The sequence below is a fragment of the Geodermatophilus sp. SYSU D00814 genome, from assembly GCF_054050055.1.
In genome coordinates this window covers 1-17,401 of the sequence record NZ_JBJGYP010000007.1, presented here as the reverse complement: position 1 = coordinate 17,401, position 17,401 = coordinate 1, and the positions used below count along the sequence as shown (strand labels likewise).

The 17,401-nt window shown below is 73.7% G+C and carries 11 protein-coding genes; 9 read left to right on the top strand and 2 right to left on the bottom strand.

Annotated elements, in window-relative coordinates; all coding sequences use genetic code 11:
• The first annotated feature begins 39 nt into the window (after window positions 1-39).
• Together ACI780_RS06840 and ACI780_RS06835 are read left to right on the top strand one after the other, a co-directional pair.
• Window positions 40-1,959, top strand: coding sequence for a DUF6519 domain-containing protein (locus ACI780_RS06840; RefSeq protein ID WP_457001731.1), 1,920 nt, complete (start codon window positions 40-42; stop codon window positions 1,957-1,959).
• Between the two features lie 10 nt (window positions 1,960-1,969).
• Window positions 1,970-3,292, top strand: coding sequence for a hypothetical protein (locus ACI780_RS06835; RefSeq protein WP_457001729.1), 1,323 nt, complete (start codon window positions 1,970-1,972; stop codon window positions 3,290-3,292).
• Window positions 3,293-3,322: 30 nt separating this feature from the next.
• Here ACI780_RS06835 and ACI780_RS06830 read toward each other — a convergent pair whose 3' ends face one another.
• Window positions 3,323-5,263, bottom strand: a complete 1,941-nt coding sequence (locus ACI780_RS06830) for a tail fiber domain-containing protein (protein ID WP_457001727.1) — start codon at window positions 5,261-5,263, stop codon at window positions 3,323-3,325.
• Between the two features lie 748 nt (window positions 5,264-6,011).
• On the opposite strand from ACI780_RS06830, the gene ACI780_RS06825 reads away from it, so the two are divergent.
• Window positions 6,012-7,295 carry a lanthionine synthetase C family protein gene (locus tag ACI780_RS06825; RefSeq protein ID WP_457001725.1) on the top strand — a complete coding sequence of 428 codons (1,284 nt, stop codon included), beginning with the start codon at window positions 6,012-6,014 and terminating at the stop codon, window positions 7,293-7,295.
• Between the two features lie 13 nt (window positions 7,296-7,308).
• Window positions 7,309-10,443, top strand: a complete 3,135-nt coding sequence (locus tag ACI780_RS06820) for a lantibiotic dehydratase (RefSeq protein WP_457001723.1) — start codon at window positions 7,309-7,311, stop codon at window positions 10,441-10,443.
• A gap of 1,209 nt (window positions 10,444-11,652) precedes the next feature.
• Here the strand turns inward: ACI780_RS06820 and ACI780_RS06815 are convergent.
• Window positions 11,653-13,662, bottom strand: a complete 2,010-nt coding sequence (locus tag ACI780_RS06815) for a hypothetical protein (protein WP_457001721.1) — start codon at window positions 13,660-13,662, stop codon at window positions 11,653-11,655.
• Between the two features lie 574 nt (window positions 13,663-14,236).
• Between ACI780_RS06815 and ACI780_RS06810 the strand changes: the two genes are divergently transcribed.
• The 5 genes from ACI780_RS06810 to ACI780_RS06790 all read left to right on the top strand — a co-directional run bounded on the left by ACI780_RS06810 (window position 14,237) and on the right by ACI780_RS06790 (window position 17,391).
• Entirely contained in the window at window positions 14,237-14,563 is a 327-nt protein-coding gene (locus ACI780_RS06810; RefSeq protein WP_457001719.1) for a hypothetical protein, read from the top strand.
• Window positions 14,560-15,621, top strand: coding sequence for a M14 family zinc carboxypeptidase (locus ACI780_RS06805; protein WP_457001717.1), 1,062 nt, complete (start codon window positions 14,560-14,562; stop codon window positions 15,619-15,621). The genes ACI780_RS06810 and ACI780_RS06805 overlap by 4 nt, the downstream gene beginning before the upstream one ends.
• A complete protein-coding gene (locus ACI780_RS06800; protein WP_457001715.1) occupies window positions 15,621-15,779 on the top strand; it encodes a hypothetical protein in 159 nt (52 codons plus the stop codon). The genes ACI780_RS06805 and ACI780_RS06800 overlap by 1 nt, the downstream gene beginning before the upstream one ends.
• Before the next feature lie 325 nt (window positions 15,780-16,104).
• Window positions 16,105-17,055, top strand: a complete 951-nt coding sequence (locus tag ACI780_RS06795) for an endonuclease/exonuclease/phosphatase family protein (RefSeq protein WP_457001713.1) — start codon at window positions 16,105-16,107, stop codon at window positions 17,053-17,055.
• Between the two features lie 138 nt (window positions 17,056-17,193).
• Window positions 17,194-17,391: a hypothetical protein gene (locus ACI780_RS06790; protein ID WP_457001711.1), complete on the top strand. Its 198-nt coding sequence runs from the start codon at window positions 17,194-17,196 to the stop codon at window positions 17,389-17,391.
• The last annotated feature ends 10 nt before the right edge of the window (window positions 17,392-17,401 follow it).

The following is a 17,401-nucleotide window of genomic DNA, read 5'->3' as shown; positions in this document are numbered from 1 at the left end:
CTGCAGGCCCACTCCCCACCAACCGGCAAGGAGTCGGACATGGCCACCATGTCGCCCAGCACCTTCAACCCGCTGCTGCGGTACGTCAACGTCCGGCTCCAGCAGGGCGTCCCCATCGTCGACGCCGACGTCAACGAACTCGACGACGTCCGCCGGTTCGAGCTGCGGGCCTTCCTGAAGTGGTTCGTCGGCGACGGGGTACCGGAGGGCAACGACGGCTTCCGCATCACCGGGGACCTAGACAACGACCTCACCATCCGGGCGGGCGCGCCGGCACCGCCGGCAGAGGCGGCGCCCGCCGACGTGGCCCTGCGCCACGTCGGGCGGATCCTGGTCGACGGGGTGGACGTCATCACCACCGCAGATCTCCGCTACTCCCAGCAGGACCTGCACGAGGACCGGCCCGGAGCCGCCGCGCTGGCCGCCCGCCTGGGTGTCTCCGTCGTCCCGAGGCTCCGCACCCCCACCGCGTCGGAGACGTCGGTGGTCTACCTCGACGTGTGGGAGCACCTCGTCACCCCGGACGACGAGCCCGACCTCATTCACCCGGGCCTCGGTGTGGAGACCTGCGCCCGCATACGCCGTGACTGGGTGGTGCGCGTCCGGCCCGGCACCGACCCGCCGCGCCCGGGCCAGGCCGACCACCTCCCCGGGCACCTGTACTACGCCCTCGCCGGGCTGACCCGCCGCAAGGACGAGGCGAGGATCGGCCCGGGCGCCCTCACCGACCGCCGGGAACGGCAGCTGTCGTTGCCACCGGCGCACCTGCTCGCCGACACCCTCGGCGTCCGGCCCGCGGACTACCGCCGAGGGCAGGACCGTCCGGTGGTGAGCCTGCGTGCGGCCGTGAACGCCTTGCTCGCCGGGCGGCTGCCGACCATGCCGGAGATCCCGGTGTCGCCCGCCGCGGGCCAGGACGTCCTCTACCGCGCGTGCACCGTGGACGCCCTCGACGGGCTGATCGTCGTGTGGCAGTCCCAGCGGGAGGCGCCCACCACGCAGATCGTCGCGTCGCGGCTGGACACGTCCCGGGCCGACGCCACCTTCTCCCCGGCCCAGATGGTCACTACCGGCGGCCCCGTCCCGCGCTCCGCGCCCACCGTCGTCGCGCTGCCGGGCGGTGAGGTGCTCGTGGCTTACCAGGAGGGGCCCAACGACGTCGCCACGACCGACGTCAGGATGAAGCGCGCGCGCTTCGACGGGCTGGCCGACGCCGACGCCGTCCCGGTGGCGAGCACGGCCGGCGCCGCCGACCAGTTCCCGCACGCCGTCGTGGTGGGTGACCTCGTCGTCTTCTTCGTCCAGGTGGCCCTGGCGGCCGGGTCCCGGTGGTTCTTCCGCCGCTACCGGCACACCGACGGCACGTTCCTGGACGCGGTGCCGCAGGAGCTGAGCCCGGCCACCACGTCCGTGCCCGCGCCCCTGCACGCCGCGGCCGGCGGCGACGTGGTGTGGGTGGCCTTCCCGGACGGCACGCGGCTGCGCATGATGCGGCTGAACCCCCGCACCGGGGCGGTCGACAACCGGGGCGAGTTCTCGGCCCCCGGCGCGCTCGACGTCTTCGTCTTGGGGAACAGCGCCACCTCGGCGACGGTCTTCGTCGACGGGGACGGCATCAGGACCATCAACGGCAGCGGCGCGGGCTGGGCCTCGGTCGCGGAGCCCGTTCCGGGGTCCGACGGGGACGACACGCGGCCGGCCGCCGTCCGCGACGCGGATGGGGTGACCTACCTGGTCACCTTCCGGCCGGTCGAGGGCGCGAGCAACGACATCGTGCTGAGGCGTCGCGACGTCGTGACCGGTCACTGGACGCCGCCGCAGCGGTTGAGCGAGCACCCGTCAAACGACCAGCGCCCCGTGCTGGTCATGGTGCCCGGCCAGGGGATCTGGGTCTTCTGGATGAGCAACCGGCTCGGGACCTTCGACGTCTTCGCCAAGCGCGTCGTCACCGCGATTTGAAGGCCCGGCCATGACCCATCCCGCCGTCACCGAGCCGTCGCCGCGCCGGTTCGCCATCCGCGCGTCGAAGGCCTTCACCGCAGAGCTGAACCAGGCCATGGACCCGTTCACCACCCGCACCCTCCGAGTGACCTACGCGGAGGACGGGCCGGAACCGGTCATCGAGCTGCGCCGCGCCGGAGGCACCTTCCTCGACCTGCGCCAGGTCCCACCCGGCGTGGGGACCACCATCGGGGACTACCAAGTCCTCGTGGAGACCGGCGCGCCGGTGGACGGGACCGTGCAGCTCACCTGCAACGTCATCAACAACGGCGGGGACCAGGTGGACGACCGGTGGGAGCTGCGGGGCCGGCGGGCCGCCCCGGCGCCCTGGACGGTGACCATCGCGGACCAGACCGCATCCACCACCGTGCACTACCTCGCCTGCGACCCGCGGGCGGAGCTGACCGTGCCGACCGGCGCGCCCGGCCAGCAGCTGCGGCTGGAGGCCGCCGACGCCCGGGGCACGGCGACCGAGCCGACGGTCGTGGGCGCCCTCCCCCCGGACCTGCGACCGGGCTACGCGTTCCGGGAGACCACGGCCCCGCCGCACCTGGCCGGGCTCCCCGAGTGCACCGCCCAGCCCGGCGTGACCCTCGCCGTCCCATCGGTGGCCACCCCCACCTCCGTCGAGGTCGCGGTCGCCACGTCCTTCGGTGGGATCTGCCCCGAGAACTCCGCGTACCTCGAGAACCTCGGTGCGCCGGTGCAGGCGACGATTGTCCCGCCGCCCGCGGTGCCGCTGACCATCGCCGAGGCGTCGGCACCGGCGGTCAACCGCATCTGGTCCCTCGACGGCATCCTCACCGTCACCGACTCGACGGCGGACGTCACCCTCCAGGGGACCACGGGGTCGGGCTTCCTCCAGTCCCGGACCTGGCCCGTGGGGTCACCGGGGACGGTGGCGCAAGGCCAGTTCGGCATCGAGTGGCGGGTCAACCTGGCCGGCCTGCGGCGTACCCGCCGGGGGCGGATCGCGGCGACGCAGCTGCGCGTCGACGTCGGCCCCGTCATCCCGCACGACTACGACTTCGACGGCGACCGCGAGGACGTCTTCGTGGTCACCGGCGGGGCGCTGGGCGACGTACGGCTGGCCGGCGCGGTGCAGACCGGCAGCACCGTCGTCTTCACCTTCGCGGCGCCCGGCATCGTCCCCGGCGTCGATGGGCCCGGGCAGGGGAGCTTCTTCTTCGGCCTGACGTCGGCGTTCCCCGCGCGACCGGTCACCGCGACGCTGGTTGACGCCTCCGGCCGGGAGTACCCGCTGGCCGCCCGCGCCCCCGGCCACGCCTGAGCCGCGACCACGACCCGCGGCGGCGCGGGATCAGGCCTCCAGCGCCTCCACCCGGGCGCGCAGGGCCGCGTTCTCGTCCCGCAGCTGCTTGACGGCCTCGATCAGGATGCCCGTCAGCCCCGCGTAGTCCACGGCGAGGTACGCCTCCTCCCCCATGGTGGACACCAGCTCCGGGAACTCCCCCTCCACCTCCTGAGCGATGACCCCGATGCCCGCCGTGCCGGGGGCGTCGCCGTCCGCGTCAGTCGGGCGCCGGACGTAGGTGACGCCGCGGATGCGGCTGACCCGGGCCAGGGCATCGTCGACGACCTGCACCCGGTCCTTCAGCCGCCCGTCGGACAGGTTGCAGAAGCGGTCGGCGCAGGAGTCCCCGTGGACCTCGAGGCGCCGGTGGACGTGCGTGGTCTCCGTCTGCGAGTGCACCGCGAACAGCTTCTGCCAATCGGTTCCGCCGGGCGTCCGCGTGCCATAGATCTCGCAGCGGCCGTGCCCGTTCAGCGCGTCGTCCAGCTCGATCGTCATACCGCGACGGGCCGGATCGGGACAGCGCCATTGGTCGTCCTGACCGTGGAAACCGTTGTAGGTGAGGCTGCTCCACCCGGCCCGGCCGCTCAGGAACAGCTGGTTCTGCCGCACCCCGGCGGTGTCCATGACGCTGAGGGGGTGGGTGGGTGCAGTGGTGCCGATACCGACCTTCCCGTCGGCGATCCGCATCCGCTCGACGCCCATCTGCTCGAAGGCCAAGACGTCGTCCGCCCCGGGCCCCACGCCCACGGTCAGCCGCGACTGCCCGGCCGACTGCGCCGCGGAGTAGCGGAGGAAGGCTCGGCCAGCCGCCTGACCGGGCACGCCGGCGAACAGGATGCCGGCCGCCTCCCCGGCGCCTGTCGCCGGCATGATCGCGCCATCGGCGACGTGCACCCGCGGCGTGGGGGTACCGCCGAGGGGCACCTGGCCGGTGGGCCCGATCCGCAGGTCGCCGGCGACCGAGGTCCCCCCCTCGACGCTGAGCTCCTCGACCGCCACCGCCCCGTCGGCGATCCGCATCCGCTCCTCGCCCATCTGCTCGAACGACAAGACGTCGTCCGGGCCCTCCCCCACGCCGAGGACCAGCCGCGTGCCCCCGACGCCCGGAGGGGAGGCGAAGTACCGGAGCCAGGCCCGGTCCGCACCCACTCCGGCCCCGGCCGAGGACGGGAAGAGAATGCCGGCGCCCTCCCCGTCGCCCGCCGCCGGCACGATCGCGCCATCGGCGACGTGCACCCGGGGTTGCGGCGCGCCCCCCAGGGGCGCCTGGTGCGTGGGGCCCACGAGGAGGCGGCCGCCGACCGACGCGCTGGTCGTCGCGGCCAGCCGGTCGGCGGTCACGGTGCCGTCCGCGATCCGCAGGCGCTCGCCGCCGGCCTGCTCGAACATCAGCACGTCGTCCGCACCGTTCCCGACGCCCAGGACCATCCGCGTCCCGCCGAGCCCCGGGGTCGGCGTGTAGTACCGGATCCAGGCCCGGTCCGCAGCGGCTCCGGCACCCGCGGCCGATGGGAACAGAATGCCGGCGCCCTCGCCGTCGCCCGCCGCGGGCATGATTGCCCCGTCGGCGACGTGCACCCGCGGCGGGGGCGCGCCACCCAGGACCACCTGGTCGGCCGGCCCGACCTGGACCTGCCCGTCCACCGCGATCCGCCCGCTCACGGCCAGTTCGGTCGCGCCAGCCGTGCCCAGCTCGGCGCCGCCGCGGAGCCGGGTGACGCCGTCCACGCGGAGGTCTTCGGGGATGACGGTCTCGGCCATTGCCGTGCCTTTCCGGATCGACGGCGACCGTGCGCCGACGCGACGAGCAGTGCGACTCGAGGAGGTCGACGGGAGGAGCGCCAGTGCGGCGCTTGAGGCACACCATCCCCGTCGGGCGGAACGACGGCGGCAGGGCCGAGGAACTCGTCCGACCCGCCGCCGTCGCCGACTCGGGAACGGCACGTCAACGCTAGGGCCGGCGCCCCGGCAGGTAAAGGGCGTCGCAATCGCGTGGCCCGCGCGTCGCGGACGACGCGGCGGCGTGTCGCGGACGACGCGCCGACGGGTCGCCGTCTGCTGCCTCCGGGCAGCGTTCCGAGCCCCGCGACGCCGCCATCCGGCGCGGTAACGTGCAATCGCCCTCGGCGTCCCCACCCAGTCTCTGGGAGGCAGCCATGCTCCACGACGAGTCGGGCCCGGGTGCGGTCTCCCACGACAGGGGTCCCGAGCGGAGCCTGACCTCGCGGGCACCGGACATCGCGGAGTTGCTCTCCTTCCTCGCCGGGCCGGACCTCGACGACTTCGACCTGGACCTGCGCGTCGGGGAGCTGTGGCAGCCGGGCGGCGGAGGATGCGCCTGCTTCGGCCCGCAAGCGGCGCAGACCGACGGCGCCGGGTGCCTGCCCACCGGTGGGAAGGGCACCTGCAACACCGCGGACCCCACCTGCCCCAACACCTGCGACGACGCAACATGCCTGAACACTTGCCCCAACACGTGCGCGCCGACGTGCCGCGCCACCTGCGCGGGACAGACCTGCGGCAATACGTGCGCCCCCACCTGCCCGAACACATGCCGCAACACCTGCGCCCGCACGTGCGACGGCTTCACCTGCGACGGCGAAGCCACGTGCGCGCGGACCTGCAATAACACCCACTGCTTCACCTGCCGCCCCGGGTGCCGGACCCCGTGACCCGGCCATCTGGAAGGGGCGTGACACCGGATGACACCGCCCGCGAGATCGGTCTGCGGCTGGCGCGCGACGAGGTCCTCGCGGCGGCCATCGAGTCCTTCCGGGTGCACACGACCTTCGGTGAGTCCGTCCACTGGCGCGCCCCGTCCGTCGCCCAAGGCCATGCCGGGCTGGCGGTGCTCTTCGGCGCGCTCGACACCGCCTTCCCGACGGACGGGTGGGACCGCATCGGCCACCGCCACCTCACCTGGGCCTCTCGGGCCTTCGAGCGCGGGCCCTCGCACGACGCGTCCCTGTTCACCGGCGCCGCAGGCCTCGGCTTTGCTGCGCTCACCCTCGCCGGCGGACGGACGCGGTACCGTCGCTTCCTCGCCGCGGTAGACGCACAGGTGACTAAGGCGACCCAGGACGCGTGCGAGTGGCTGGATGCATGCGCGGAGTGTCCAGTCGGCGCCTTCGACCTCATCTCCGGGGTGACCGGGATGGGGGCCTATCTGCTGGCCCGAGACGCCCCGGAGGCCGACGCGGCGCTGGACGTCATCCTGCGGACGCTGGTGCGGCTGGTCCTGTCCGCGCCGGATGCGCCGCCACGATGGCACACCCCCTTCGACTGGCTCGGCAGCGCCGAACAGCAGGAGGCGTACCCGCACGGCAACCTGAACTGCGGACTGGCACACGGGATCCCCGGGCCGCTGGCGCTCCTGTCCCTCGCCCTCTCCCACGGCCACGAGCCACCCGAGGCACGCGACGCCGTCGACCGAGCGGTGCGGTGGCTGGCCGCGCACCGGATCCAGGACGCCTGGGGGACCACCTGGCCGGCCGCCGTCCCCCTCGCACCGGACGGCACCCCGGCCGGCACCGAGGAGCCGGCGCGGGCCGGATGGTGTTACGGCGCGCCCGGTGTTGCCCGGGCGCTGTGGCACGCCGGCACGGCCCTCGGCGACAGGCACATACGGGCATCGGCGGTCGAGGCGATGACCGCCGCCCTCGCACGACCGCCGGAGCACCGGGCCCTTCACTCCCCGAACTACTGCCACGGTGTGGCCGGGCTGCTGCACATCACCACCCGCTTCGCTGAAGACACGGGCCTGCCCGCGTTCCGCCAGGCCCAGGCGGACCTGCTGGCGGAGTTGATGACGGCGTACGAGCCCGGGTCCCTGCTCGGTTTCCGCAACGTGGAACCCGGCGACGTCCGGGTCGAGCACCCCGGCGTTCTAGACGGGGCCCCGGGCGTCGCACTGTCCCTGCTCGCCGCCGCCGGACCCGCTCCGGCGACCTGGGACCGGCTGTTCCTCCTTGCGTGACCAGGGAGCTCCCGTGACCGGTCCGGCAGCCACCGAACCCTCATGGCGTGGAAAGCGACGTCTCTACCGGCCGGTGGGCAAGCCGGTGCTGCGTGCGCCGCTGCTGCCGATCGAGCGCTACGAGGCATTATCGGCCCCCACCCGGGCCGGGCATAGGACGACCCTGCTCACCCACGTCGACGTCACCGTGCGCCATGCCCTGACCGTGGCCAGCCCGTCGGTGGCCGCCGCTGTAGACCGAGCGGTCGCCGCGGAGTCCGTGGACGCGCGGCTGAGCAGCACGCTCCTGAGCTACCTCATCCGCATGTCGACCCGGCCGACGCCCTACGGCGTGTTCGCGGGCGTCGCGCTCGCCGAGTGGTCCTCACACACCGATCTGGCCCTCGACGCAGCGCCGCGACGGACCCGCACCCGTCCTGACATGGGCTGGCTGCTGCCCCTGGCCCTCGGCCAGGAGGCGGACGAGTCGGTGCGTCACCACACGGGCTTGGTCATGAACACCTGCGCCTTCGAGCGGGACGGGCGCATACACGTGACCGAGCCGGTGACCCCACACCGCGGCCTCCCGGGGGACGTGTCGGTCCGGGCGTCCCCGGTCGTCCGCCGTGCACTCGCCCTCGCCCGCGGGCCAGTCCCGTATCGGCAATTCTGTGCCGCGCTCCTGGCGGCGACGCCGGATGCCACCGCGGCGCAAGTGCAGGCACTCCTCGACGACCTGTGGCGGCAAGACCTCCTCCTCAGCGACCTCCGCCCACCACTCACCGGTGATCCCGCCCGGTATTTCGCCGAACGGCTGTCCGGCACGGGGGCCGGCCCAGCAAGCGCTGACCGACTGCGTCGCCTACTGGCGTCGGCACGGCTTGTCGACGACGCCGCCGGGTCGGCGGCGGGGACCGTCCTGTTAGACGTCGCGCGCCGGGCCCGGACCCTCGCGGGCGCCGACCGCACCGAGCTCCTCCAGGTCGACTCCGCGCTCCCCTTGCAGGGGAACCATCTGTCGACGACCGTTGCGGACGACGCGGCCCTCGCCGCGGAGCTGCTCCTTCGCCTGCACCCCGCGCCGGGGGGCTCCCCGGCGCTGAGCGCGTACCGGCACGCCTTCCTGGCGCGCTACGGCCACGAGCGGATGGTCACGCTGCCCGAGCTGCTGGACCCCAGGTTTGGCCTCGGTCCGCTGTCCGGTCATGGACCAGCCGGTCACGGCGGGCAGCACGCCGCGGGGACGGCGCACGGAGCTCGACGCCAGGAGCGGCTCCTCGACCTCGCCGCGGAGGCACTGCAGGAGGACCGGTTGGAGGTCAACCTCAACCGAGACGACCTCGCGGAGCTGGCCCTCTGGGAGCCGGACCCCACCCGGGTGCCCGCGTCCCTGGAGCTCAGTGCGGTCGTGCTGGCCAGGGACCGCGCGGCAGTCGACCGGCGGGACTACCGGCTGATGGTGGCGCCCGGACTCGGCTCCGGCGCCGCCGGAAGGAGTCTCGGTCGCTTCGCGGACCTGCTGGGCGAGCCGGCCGTGCAGGCTCTCAAGGAGATGGCCCGCGCCGAGGAGGCGCACCACCCGCACGCCGTGCACGCCGAGCTGGTCTACCTGCCGACGGACCCGAGGTCGGCCAACGTCGCAATCCGCCCGGTGGTCAGGGACTACGAGATCCCCGTGGGCGTGACACCCGGGGTGCCGCTGGATCGCGTGATCCCCGCATCCGAGCTCGCGGTGGGGGTGCGGGACGGCCGCCTGCGCCTGTGGTGGGCCCGACACGGCACGGAGGTCCGGGTCGCGGCCGGGCACATGCTGAACACCCGGGGTGCTCCGGAGATCTGCCGCTTCCTGGACGAGGTTGGCCGCGACGGGGTAACCGACCTGCACGAGTTCGACTGGGGAGATGCGGCGGTCCTCCCGCGGCTTCCCCGTGTGGTGCACGGGCGAATCGTGCTGTCCCCCGCTCAGTGGGTGCTCCGCGGGGGGACCATCCGCCGGTTGCTCGATGGCACCGCCGCTGGCTTCCCGGACCGGCTTGCCGCGTGGCGGGAGCGGTGGCGAACCCCGCGCCGACTGTACCTGACCGAGGGGGACAACCGCCTGCTCCTCGACCTCGACGAGCCCTGTCAGACCGAGATCCTCCGCCGCGCCTTGAACCGCGGGCGCGGGCGCAGCGCGCTGCTGCAGGAGACCCTACCGGCGCCGGAGCACGCCTGGCTGCCCGGGCCGGGCGGGCGTTACCTGTCGGAGGTCGTGGTCCCGCTCAGCCGGACTCCCTCGGCGCCGCCGCAGCCGCCCTGGGCGCCGGCCCTGTCTCCGGAGATTGGGGAGGACCAGCGACGCCGCGCCCCGGGCAGCGACTGGCTGTACCTCAAGCTGTACGGGCCCGCGGCTCGCCAGGACCACCTCGTCTCCGGTCCGCTGCTGCGCTTCGCCGAAGCCTTGACGAGGACGGGCTGCCTGTCCGGGTGGTTCTTCCTCCGCTACGCCGACCCTGCCGAACACCTCCGTCTCCGTCTCCACGGAGACCCCGCCGTCCTCGTCATGGAGGTATTGCCGGCGGCGGCCCGGTGGGCGAGCGAGTTGCTCACCCGGGGCGAGTGCACGGAGTGGTCGACCGACGTTTACGAACGGGAGCTGGAGCGGTACGGCGGGCCGGCCGGGACCACGGCCGCCGAATCGGTCTTCGCGGCCGACAGCACGGCCGTCGCGCAGCTGCTCGCGATGAGGACCGACGCGGCGATCGATCCTGTCGAGCTGGCCGTGCTCACCGTCGACGACCTCGTCGGCGCGCTCCGGCTCGACGAGGGCGAACTGACACAGGTGTTCAGCGACCGATGGCTGACCCCCGAAGCCGGCCGCGAGTACCGGCGACGCAAGGAACGGCTGCAGGAGCTGCTGGCAGCGGGTCCCCAGGGAATCGGCCCGGCGGCCACCGGCGTCGCGGTGATCCTCGCCCAGCGCCGAGCCGCAGTCGCCGAGCCGGCTGCGCGCCTGCGGTTCCTGGCGGATCGCGGGGCGCTATCGGTCCCCATCGCCGACATCGCCGCCAGTCTTGTTCATCTGCACCTCAACCGGTTGTCGGCCGGATCCGAGGAACGCATGGTGATGGACCTGGTCCGCAGGACCCACCGGGCTCGGCGCACAGCCTCACGGACCCCGCCAGAGTGAACCCGGGGAAGGTCCCTGCCCTCCGCCCCACCGCCGCCGCCGCGGTCCGGCCGGAGGAGGTGAGGACAGACGCTGCTTCGCCACGACTGTCCACGACAGGGAGCGGCTCGGGCATCGTCGCGGAGTCCTCGTCCGCGTCACGCAGCGTGCAGGGGCCGGCTGCACGTTCCGGCCCGCTCCGGCCGGGCTCGTCCCTGCCGGGTCCGTTCCCGGCCGGGGGGCGCCACCGTGCCCGGACCGGCGCGGTGCAGTACGTCGCCCGTCGTCTCCAGGTCCGCTCGGATCCACCCCCGGACGTCGTCGCCTCGCTGGTGCGGCGCGGGCCTGTCCGGGGACCGACGCCGCGGCCGCGAGTCAGAGGTCGAACTCGGCGACGAAGCAAGTCGCTGGCGGCTCGGCGACGGCCTCCGCGCACGTCGGCTCAGCGCGTAGACGGCGACACGGGCCCGCTCGGCCTCATCGCCGCTGTCGAACCCGGGTTCCCCGCCGGGGCCGGGCGGATCGGACAGCGGCGTCGACTTGATGTGACAGGTGCTCAAGTCGACCGGATGCCGGGGCGCCATGAATTTGAGCGCGTAGCGCGGCCCGGCGCATGCCTGGGATGCGAGTGCCCTCGTCGTCGACATGGATTGCGTCCAGCCCAAGCGCAAAGGCCGTGATCTCCGCGACGAGGGTCAGCGGACGTCGTGACACGAAGCCGACCCGGATCGGCCGCTGGCCCTGCTCTACGCGGCGATACGGCCCTGTCAGTCCCCACCAACCCGTTCGGTGAGGGTCGGCCAGGGCGTCAGGTTGCCGACTTCTGCATGGCGAGCACCTCGGGCCCAATGGCCGTGATGACCCCGGCCAGGGCATCAAACTTGGCCTCGTACACGCTTTGGCCCCTGGGCCCGCCCGCCTGTCCGGGCCGGAGCACGTCCTCGAGGTTCCACATGCCGGGCGCCTCCCCGTGCCTGCTCGCTGCGGCGCGGGCGCCCACGCCATCACCCGTGCCCCAGGACGTTCTGCACCAGGACATGCCCGCCTCGGTGACACCGGTCCCGGGTCCACTGGTGCACACCCCCCGAACGTCCGCACTCGGCGCTCTGTCACCGGCCGCCGGTGGACCACGAGATCGATCACCGTGGCACCCATCGCGATCTTGGTCCTGGAGGTGGGCTGCACCCCGCGTCCGTCACATTCCAAATGGCATCGTCAGCTCCCGGGCGGCTACTGCCGCGCTGCCTGCAGGCGTTCGGCGAGGGATCGGGTGTGCTGCGCGGTGTGGGCGTCGAAGGTCTGCAGGGCGTGAGGGGTGAGGCCGCCCAGCACCTCGCCGGCGAGCTCGGGATCGCCGGGCCTTTCGACGAAGCGCCCCTCGACGAAGCGGACGGACGGTCGCTCGGCGTGGATCCCGGCTGCTCTGACGATGGCGGCGACGACGCCGTCCTCGGCTCGACCAGCCGCGCTGCGCCGGACCCTGACCTCCTCCAGGGACTCCCCCGCGGCCGCGAGGAAGTCGCTGCCACCCATGGCGAACCAGGCGCCGACGTCCGGGCGGAGCAGTATGAGGGCGTCCCTCTCCTCGTCGAGGTCGTGCGGATGAGCGATCCGGATGCGCAGCTCCGGTCCCCGGATCACCAGGTCCTCGTACTGGTCGGGGCCCCGCTCAACAATGAAGCTGAGCAGGGGGGTGATCCCGAACTCTCCCGGCTCGGCGAAGGTGAAGCCGCCCGACCCGAACGTGAGGTTGACGTTGTTGCGTAGCGACTGGCCCGGTGGGAGCGCGTCCGGGGCCGAGGCGTCGACGTCGAAGCAGCGTTGCATGATGGGCACGAAGGGCTGCGCCTGGGCCAGTGGGGTGCCGGTGCGCCCGGTGACGCGCCGGACCAGCAGTTCGAGGAACCCGGCCTTGGGGTCCAGAACCTCCGGCGGCAGCTGCGCCGCCTGGGAGGTGTTGTTGCGCAGGGTCACCTGGAGGAACACCGGCTGGCCGAACGCGAAGACGGGCCCGGCGGTCGGCGGCGCGAGAGTCAGGTCGAAGCCGGGCAACGGGAGCTCGGGGAAGTAAGGCGAGTAGCCACCCGTGCCGTCCGCCCAGTAGTTGACCGAGTGGAACGGCGCCCGGCCGGGCTGCAGCGCGGCCCGCGGGGCGTGCCGCAGGAACTCCAACTCGTCGGCGTCGAAGGCGAAGGCGAACCGTCGCCAGAACTCGTCGCGGCGGTTTCCGCCGCGATAGCGCCAGTCGTAGTTCATGAACGACGTGGAATCCGCCCGCCCCACCTGGCGCTCGAACCGGTGCGTCAGGTTGAGCGCGTGCCCGAGCTCGTGCACGGCGGTCTGGATGATCTTCCGGTCCTGCTCGGCCGGTGGGACTACATCGCGGATAGCATCGACGAAGACGGCCGCTCCCTGGCGCGGCAGCACGTCCGCCGAGTCGAACATGACGCCGAGCAACCTGCTGCGGGTGCTCCGGCCGAGCATAAGCAGGTGCAGCTCCCACGCGGGCGCCGTGAGCGCTGCCTGCGCGGTGCGGGTCATCAGGTCGTCGAGCACGGTCATCGTCGTGGACAGGTTCCAGCCCTCCGGCCGGGCGGGCACCGTGGTCGGCATGCCCACGTCGTGCACCACGAACCCGCTGCGGCGCAGCGCCTCCGGGATCGACATCGGCACCCCGCCGAGCGGCACGGCCGCCGGCAGCTGCACGCCCTCTTCCCGCTCGAGTTCCAGCCCGATGCGGCGCAGCTCGGCACCTGCCCGACGGACGACGACGACGAGGTCGGCGTGCGGGGGCAACCCGTTCAGGCGCTTGTCGAGCCGCAGCGTCGCGAGTCCGCCGTCCAGGCCGTCGGGCCCGGCCCGCAGCTGGACCGACCCGGTCACGACCTCACCCGCGCTGTCCTGCCACACCGCCGGCCACCGCTGGTCGGTGCCGGTGTACCGGGTGCCCGGAGCGGTGCGCAGCGACGCGACGTACTGGGGGCCCTGGTTGCTGGCCCTGTAGACGTCGCCGCTGAGCACGGCGGCACCGGCCGAGTCCACCCGCAGCTCCACGACCAACTGGCCGTCGCCGCCCTCGTAGCGGCCGTCCCGCGGAACCGCGGCCACCCGCTCGCTCGCCGGTGCCGGGCGCAGCCGCTCGAGAGCCTCTTCCAGCGCTCGGATCGCCGCGGTCATCGCGGCGCTTCCCACCGGCGCTCCGCCGTTCCCCGCGCCCGACCCCGCATCGGTGTCGGTCATCGACCCGCTCCCGGGGACAGATCCGGAACCGACCGGGGGCGGACCGACAGCACCGTCGGCTCGGGCATCCCGCGGTGTCTCGGTCGGCCCGAACCGCGGCGGGGGGATCACGTTGTCCTGCTGAGCTCCAGTGACGGCCATGGAATTCCCCTGTCGTCCGCGAGGGCGTGCTCCTTGGTGGAAGCCTGCGCCGGTCCCACGGTGATCCAGAGGCGTCACCGCATCGTCATCTCCGCGTCACCGCACTCGCTTGGTCGAGGAGGACCCAGGCGGGAAGGGACCGCCGACGGTCCCGATGGACGGAGGTCACCGAGGCCCGGGACGTGATCTCGACGACCGTCGACGGCGGGGGACGGAACATTTACGGTCCGGATCCGGTGGCCGTGACACATCGGTGACGGAGCGGTGACGAAGGCCCGCTCTACTGGTCCCGCCCACGCCGCCGCCCCAGGGCGGGCGCTCGACGGGACACCGCCGAGAGCGGGGCGGGCACGGCTCCGCACCGCCACCCCGACCCTGGGCCGGCGGGACGACCCGCTGCCCCGGTCCGCCGCACCGCTGCCCGGAGGCTTCCATGCCGGTCTTCCACATCACCACCCACGGGGCCGGCCGCGAGGCCATGGCCGACCTGGTGCGGGTCCACGGCGTGCGGGTCCTCCCGCAGACCTTGCACGAGGACGGCGGCAGGGCCCGGGTCGACGCCCTGGCCGACGAGGCCGCCATCGAGCGCCTGGTCGGCGCGGGTTACCGGGTAGAGCGGCACGAGGACGTCGACGAGGCCGCCCGGGAGGACCTCGAGCAGGTGGGGCAGGGCAACCGGTTCGCCGCCGAGCTCGCCGCGGCGGTGCAGGCGGGGACCGGGCAGACGAGCAGCGCGCAGGCGGGGGAAGGCCGGTCGTGAGCTACCTGAACGTCGCGGAAGTGGAGACCGCCCTCGCGCTGGCCGCGCGGCCGGAGAACGCCGCGTTCACCGAGCTGACCACCCTGCCCTACCGGACGTGGGAGGGGCGGACCTGCTCGGCCCTGCGCATCGGGGCGGCCCGGGCCGCGCGTGCCGGCGTCTACCTGCTCGGTGGGGTGCACGCCCGCGAGTGGGGCAGCCCCGACATCCTGATCAACCTGGCGCGGCTGCTCACCGACGCCTACCGCGACGGCACCGGCATCACCCAGGGCGGGGCGAGCCTCGGCGCGGACGAGGTCCGCCGCATCGTGACCACCCTGGACGTGGTCGTCCTCCCCCAGGCCAACCCGGACGGCCGGCACCACTCCATGACCCGCGACCCGATGTGGCGCAAGAACCGCCGCCCGGCCAGCCCCGGCCACCCGCGCTGCCCCGGCGGCGGCGGGCGGGGCCCGGGTGTGGACCTCAACCGCAACCACGACTTCCTCTGGGACCACACCACCGCGTTCAGCCCGCAGGCGCCCGTGGCGACCTCCGCCGACCCATGCGACGAGGTCTACCGCGGACCGGCGGTCGCCTCCGAGCCGGAGACCGCCAACGTCACCTGGCTGCTCGACCGGTACCCGTCGGTGACCCACTTCGTCGACGTGCACTCCTTCGGCGAGCTGATCCTCTACAACTGGGGGGACGACGACGACCAGACGACCGACCCGTCGATGAACTTCGCCAACCCGGCCTGGGACGGCAAGCGCGGCATCCCGGACGCCACTCCCGGCGGCGACCTGCACCAGTACCGGGAGTACCTGCCGGCGGCCGACTGGACGAGGCCGTCGCGCTGTCCGGCGTCATGCGCGACGCCATCCGGGCCGCGCACGGCCGGCAGTACTCGGTCAGCAGCGCCGTCGGGCTCTACCCCACCTCGGGCACCTCCGACGACTGGGCCCTCTCCCGCCACGTCACCGACCCGGCCGACCGCAAGGTGCTGGGTTTCACGATCGAGTGGGGACGGCAGCGCCCGTCGATCCCGAAGAGCTTCCACCCCGACTACCCGGACATAGTGCCTGTCCTCGAGGAGGTCACCGCCGCGCTGCTGGCCCTGTGCTCCACCGTCGCCGGCCGCGCCGCCGACTCCGCACCGGGCGACCACGCCCCGGCCGTGCCCGGACAGCGGTCGCACGCCGACAAGACAGCGGACACCGCGAGAACGCCTCCGTGAGCACGCCCTGGGGGTTGGCCGCCCCGTCACGGCCGCTCCCCGGTGGATGACCGCGGCCGTGGTTCTCCTGGCGCTGACACAGAGCCCCTCAGGCTGCTGGCGCAAGTCCCGATCGGCGGCCCGCTCGTGGCACAGGAACCGCGTCGAGGGTCGGTGACCGAGCGGGACACGGGTCGCCGGGACACATCTGGTGGCCGCGCTTAACGGGCGGGACCGCGCCGTCGGCTCCTCGCGGACCTGCCTTGGCTGAACCGGCCCGGGCACCCACGGCCTGCGGGCGACCACCAGGACGGCAACGGAACGAACTAAGCACCGGGAGGGCGCCATGATGAGGATCGGGACCTGGAACCTGGAGAACCTCTTCCCGCCGGGCACCCCCGGCGGCCCGACCACCGGGCAGGCCTACCAGGCCAAGCTCGCCGCCCTGGCCGAGACCATCGCCGCCCTGGACCCCGACGTGCTCGCCGTGCAGGAGGTCGGCGACCCGAGCGCGCTGGACGACCTGGCCAAGGCCGTCGGCGGCTATCCGCACACCGCTACCGCCGACCCCGACGGCCGCGGCATCCGGGTCGGGTTCCTGTCCAAGCTCCCGCTGCTCGACGTCCAGCAGAACGCGGCGTTCCCTCCCCCGCTGCGCCCAATCCAGGTCGACGACACCCCGGCCGCCACGGGCGCGATGAGCCGGCCCGCGCTCGTCGCCGCCGTCACCACCCCCGGCGGCACCCGCATCGACCTGATCACGTGCCACCTGAAGTCCAAGCTGCTCACCTTCCCCGGCGGGTCATTCACCACCGGCGACGAGGACCTGCGTGCCCGTGTCGCCGCCTACGCCCTGTTCCGCCGCGCGGCCGAAGCGGCCACAGTCCGTGCCACCGCCACCACCCTGCTCGGCGAGAAGGGCCGGCAGCGTGCGGTGATCGTGCTCGGTGACCTCAACGACACCCTCGAGGCCGCGACGACCCAACTGCTGTCGGGCCCGCCCGGCTCGGAGATCGGCACCCCGGGATACGACCAGCCCGACCGCGGCGACGGGCAGCGGCTGTGGAACCTCGCCGCCCGCATCCTCCCGCCCGAGCAGCGCTACTCCCGCATCTACCGGGGCAGTAGAGAGCTCATCGACCACGTCCTCGGCAGCCACCTGGTCACCCGGCACGTCGGCGACGGCGACGTCATCGCCGGCGGCCCAGTGCCGGCCTCCGTCGGCGACGATCCGGCAGCCCGCCGGAACGCGCCCGCCTCCGACCACCGCCCCCTCGTCGCCAGCATCGACCTCTGAGCAGCCGGGAGCCGCACACCGGCCGCGGCGCGAGCCAGGCCGCGCGTCGACGACGCGCCGGCGAGGACGGCACCGCGCTCCCGCCCGCCGGCGCCGACGCCGGCGGGATCCCGATCCGTCCACGGAGAGGAAGCCAGGATGGCCATGATCGGAGCGGTCCCGGAGGGCGACGGCTCTCGGGTGCGGGTGTTCGCACCCAACGCCACCTCGGTCCGGGTCGTCGGCGACTGGAACGGCTGGACCGGGGGGGGGGGGGGGGCCCGCGCCCCGCCCCGGGACGGCGGGTGGGTCGGCCACGACGCCCCCCTGCGCGCCCGCGGCCGGGAGCAGCTCTGAGTAGGCCGCG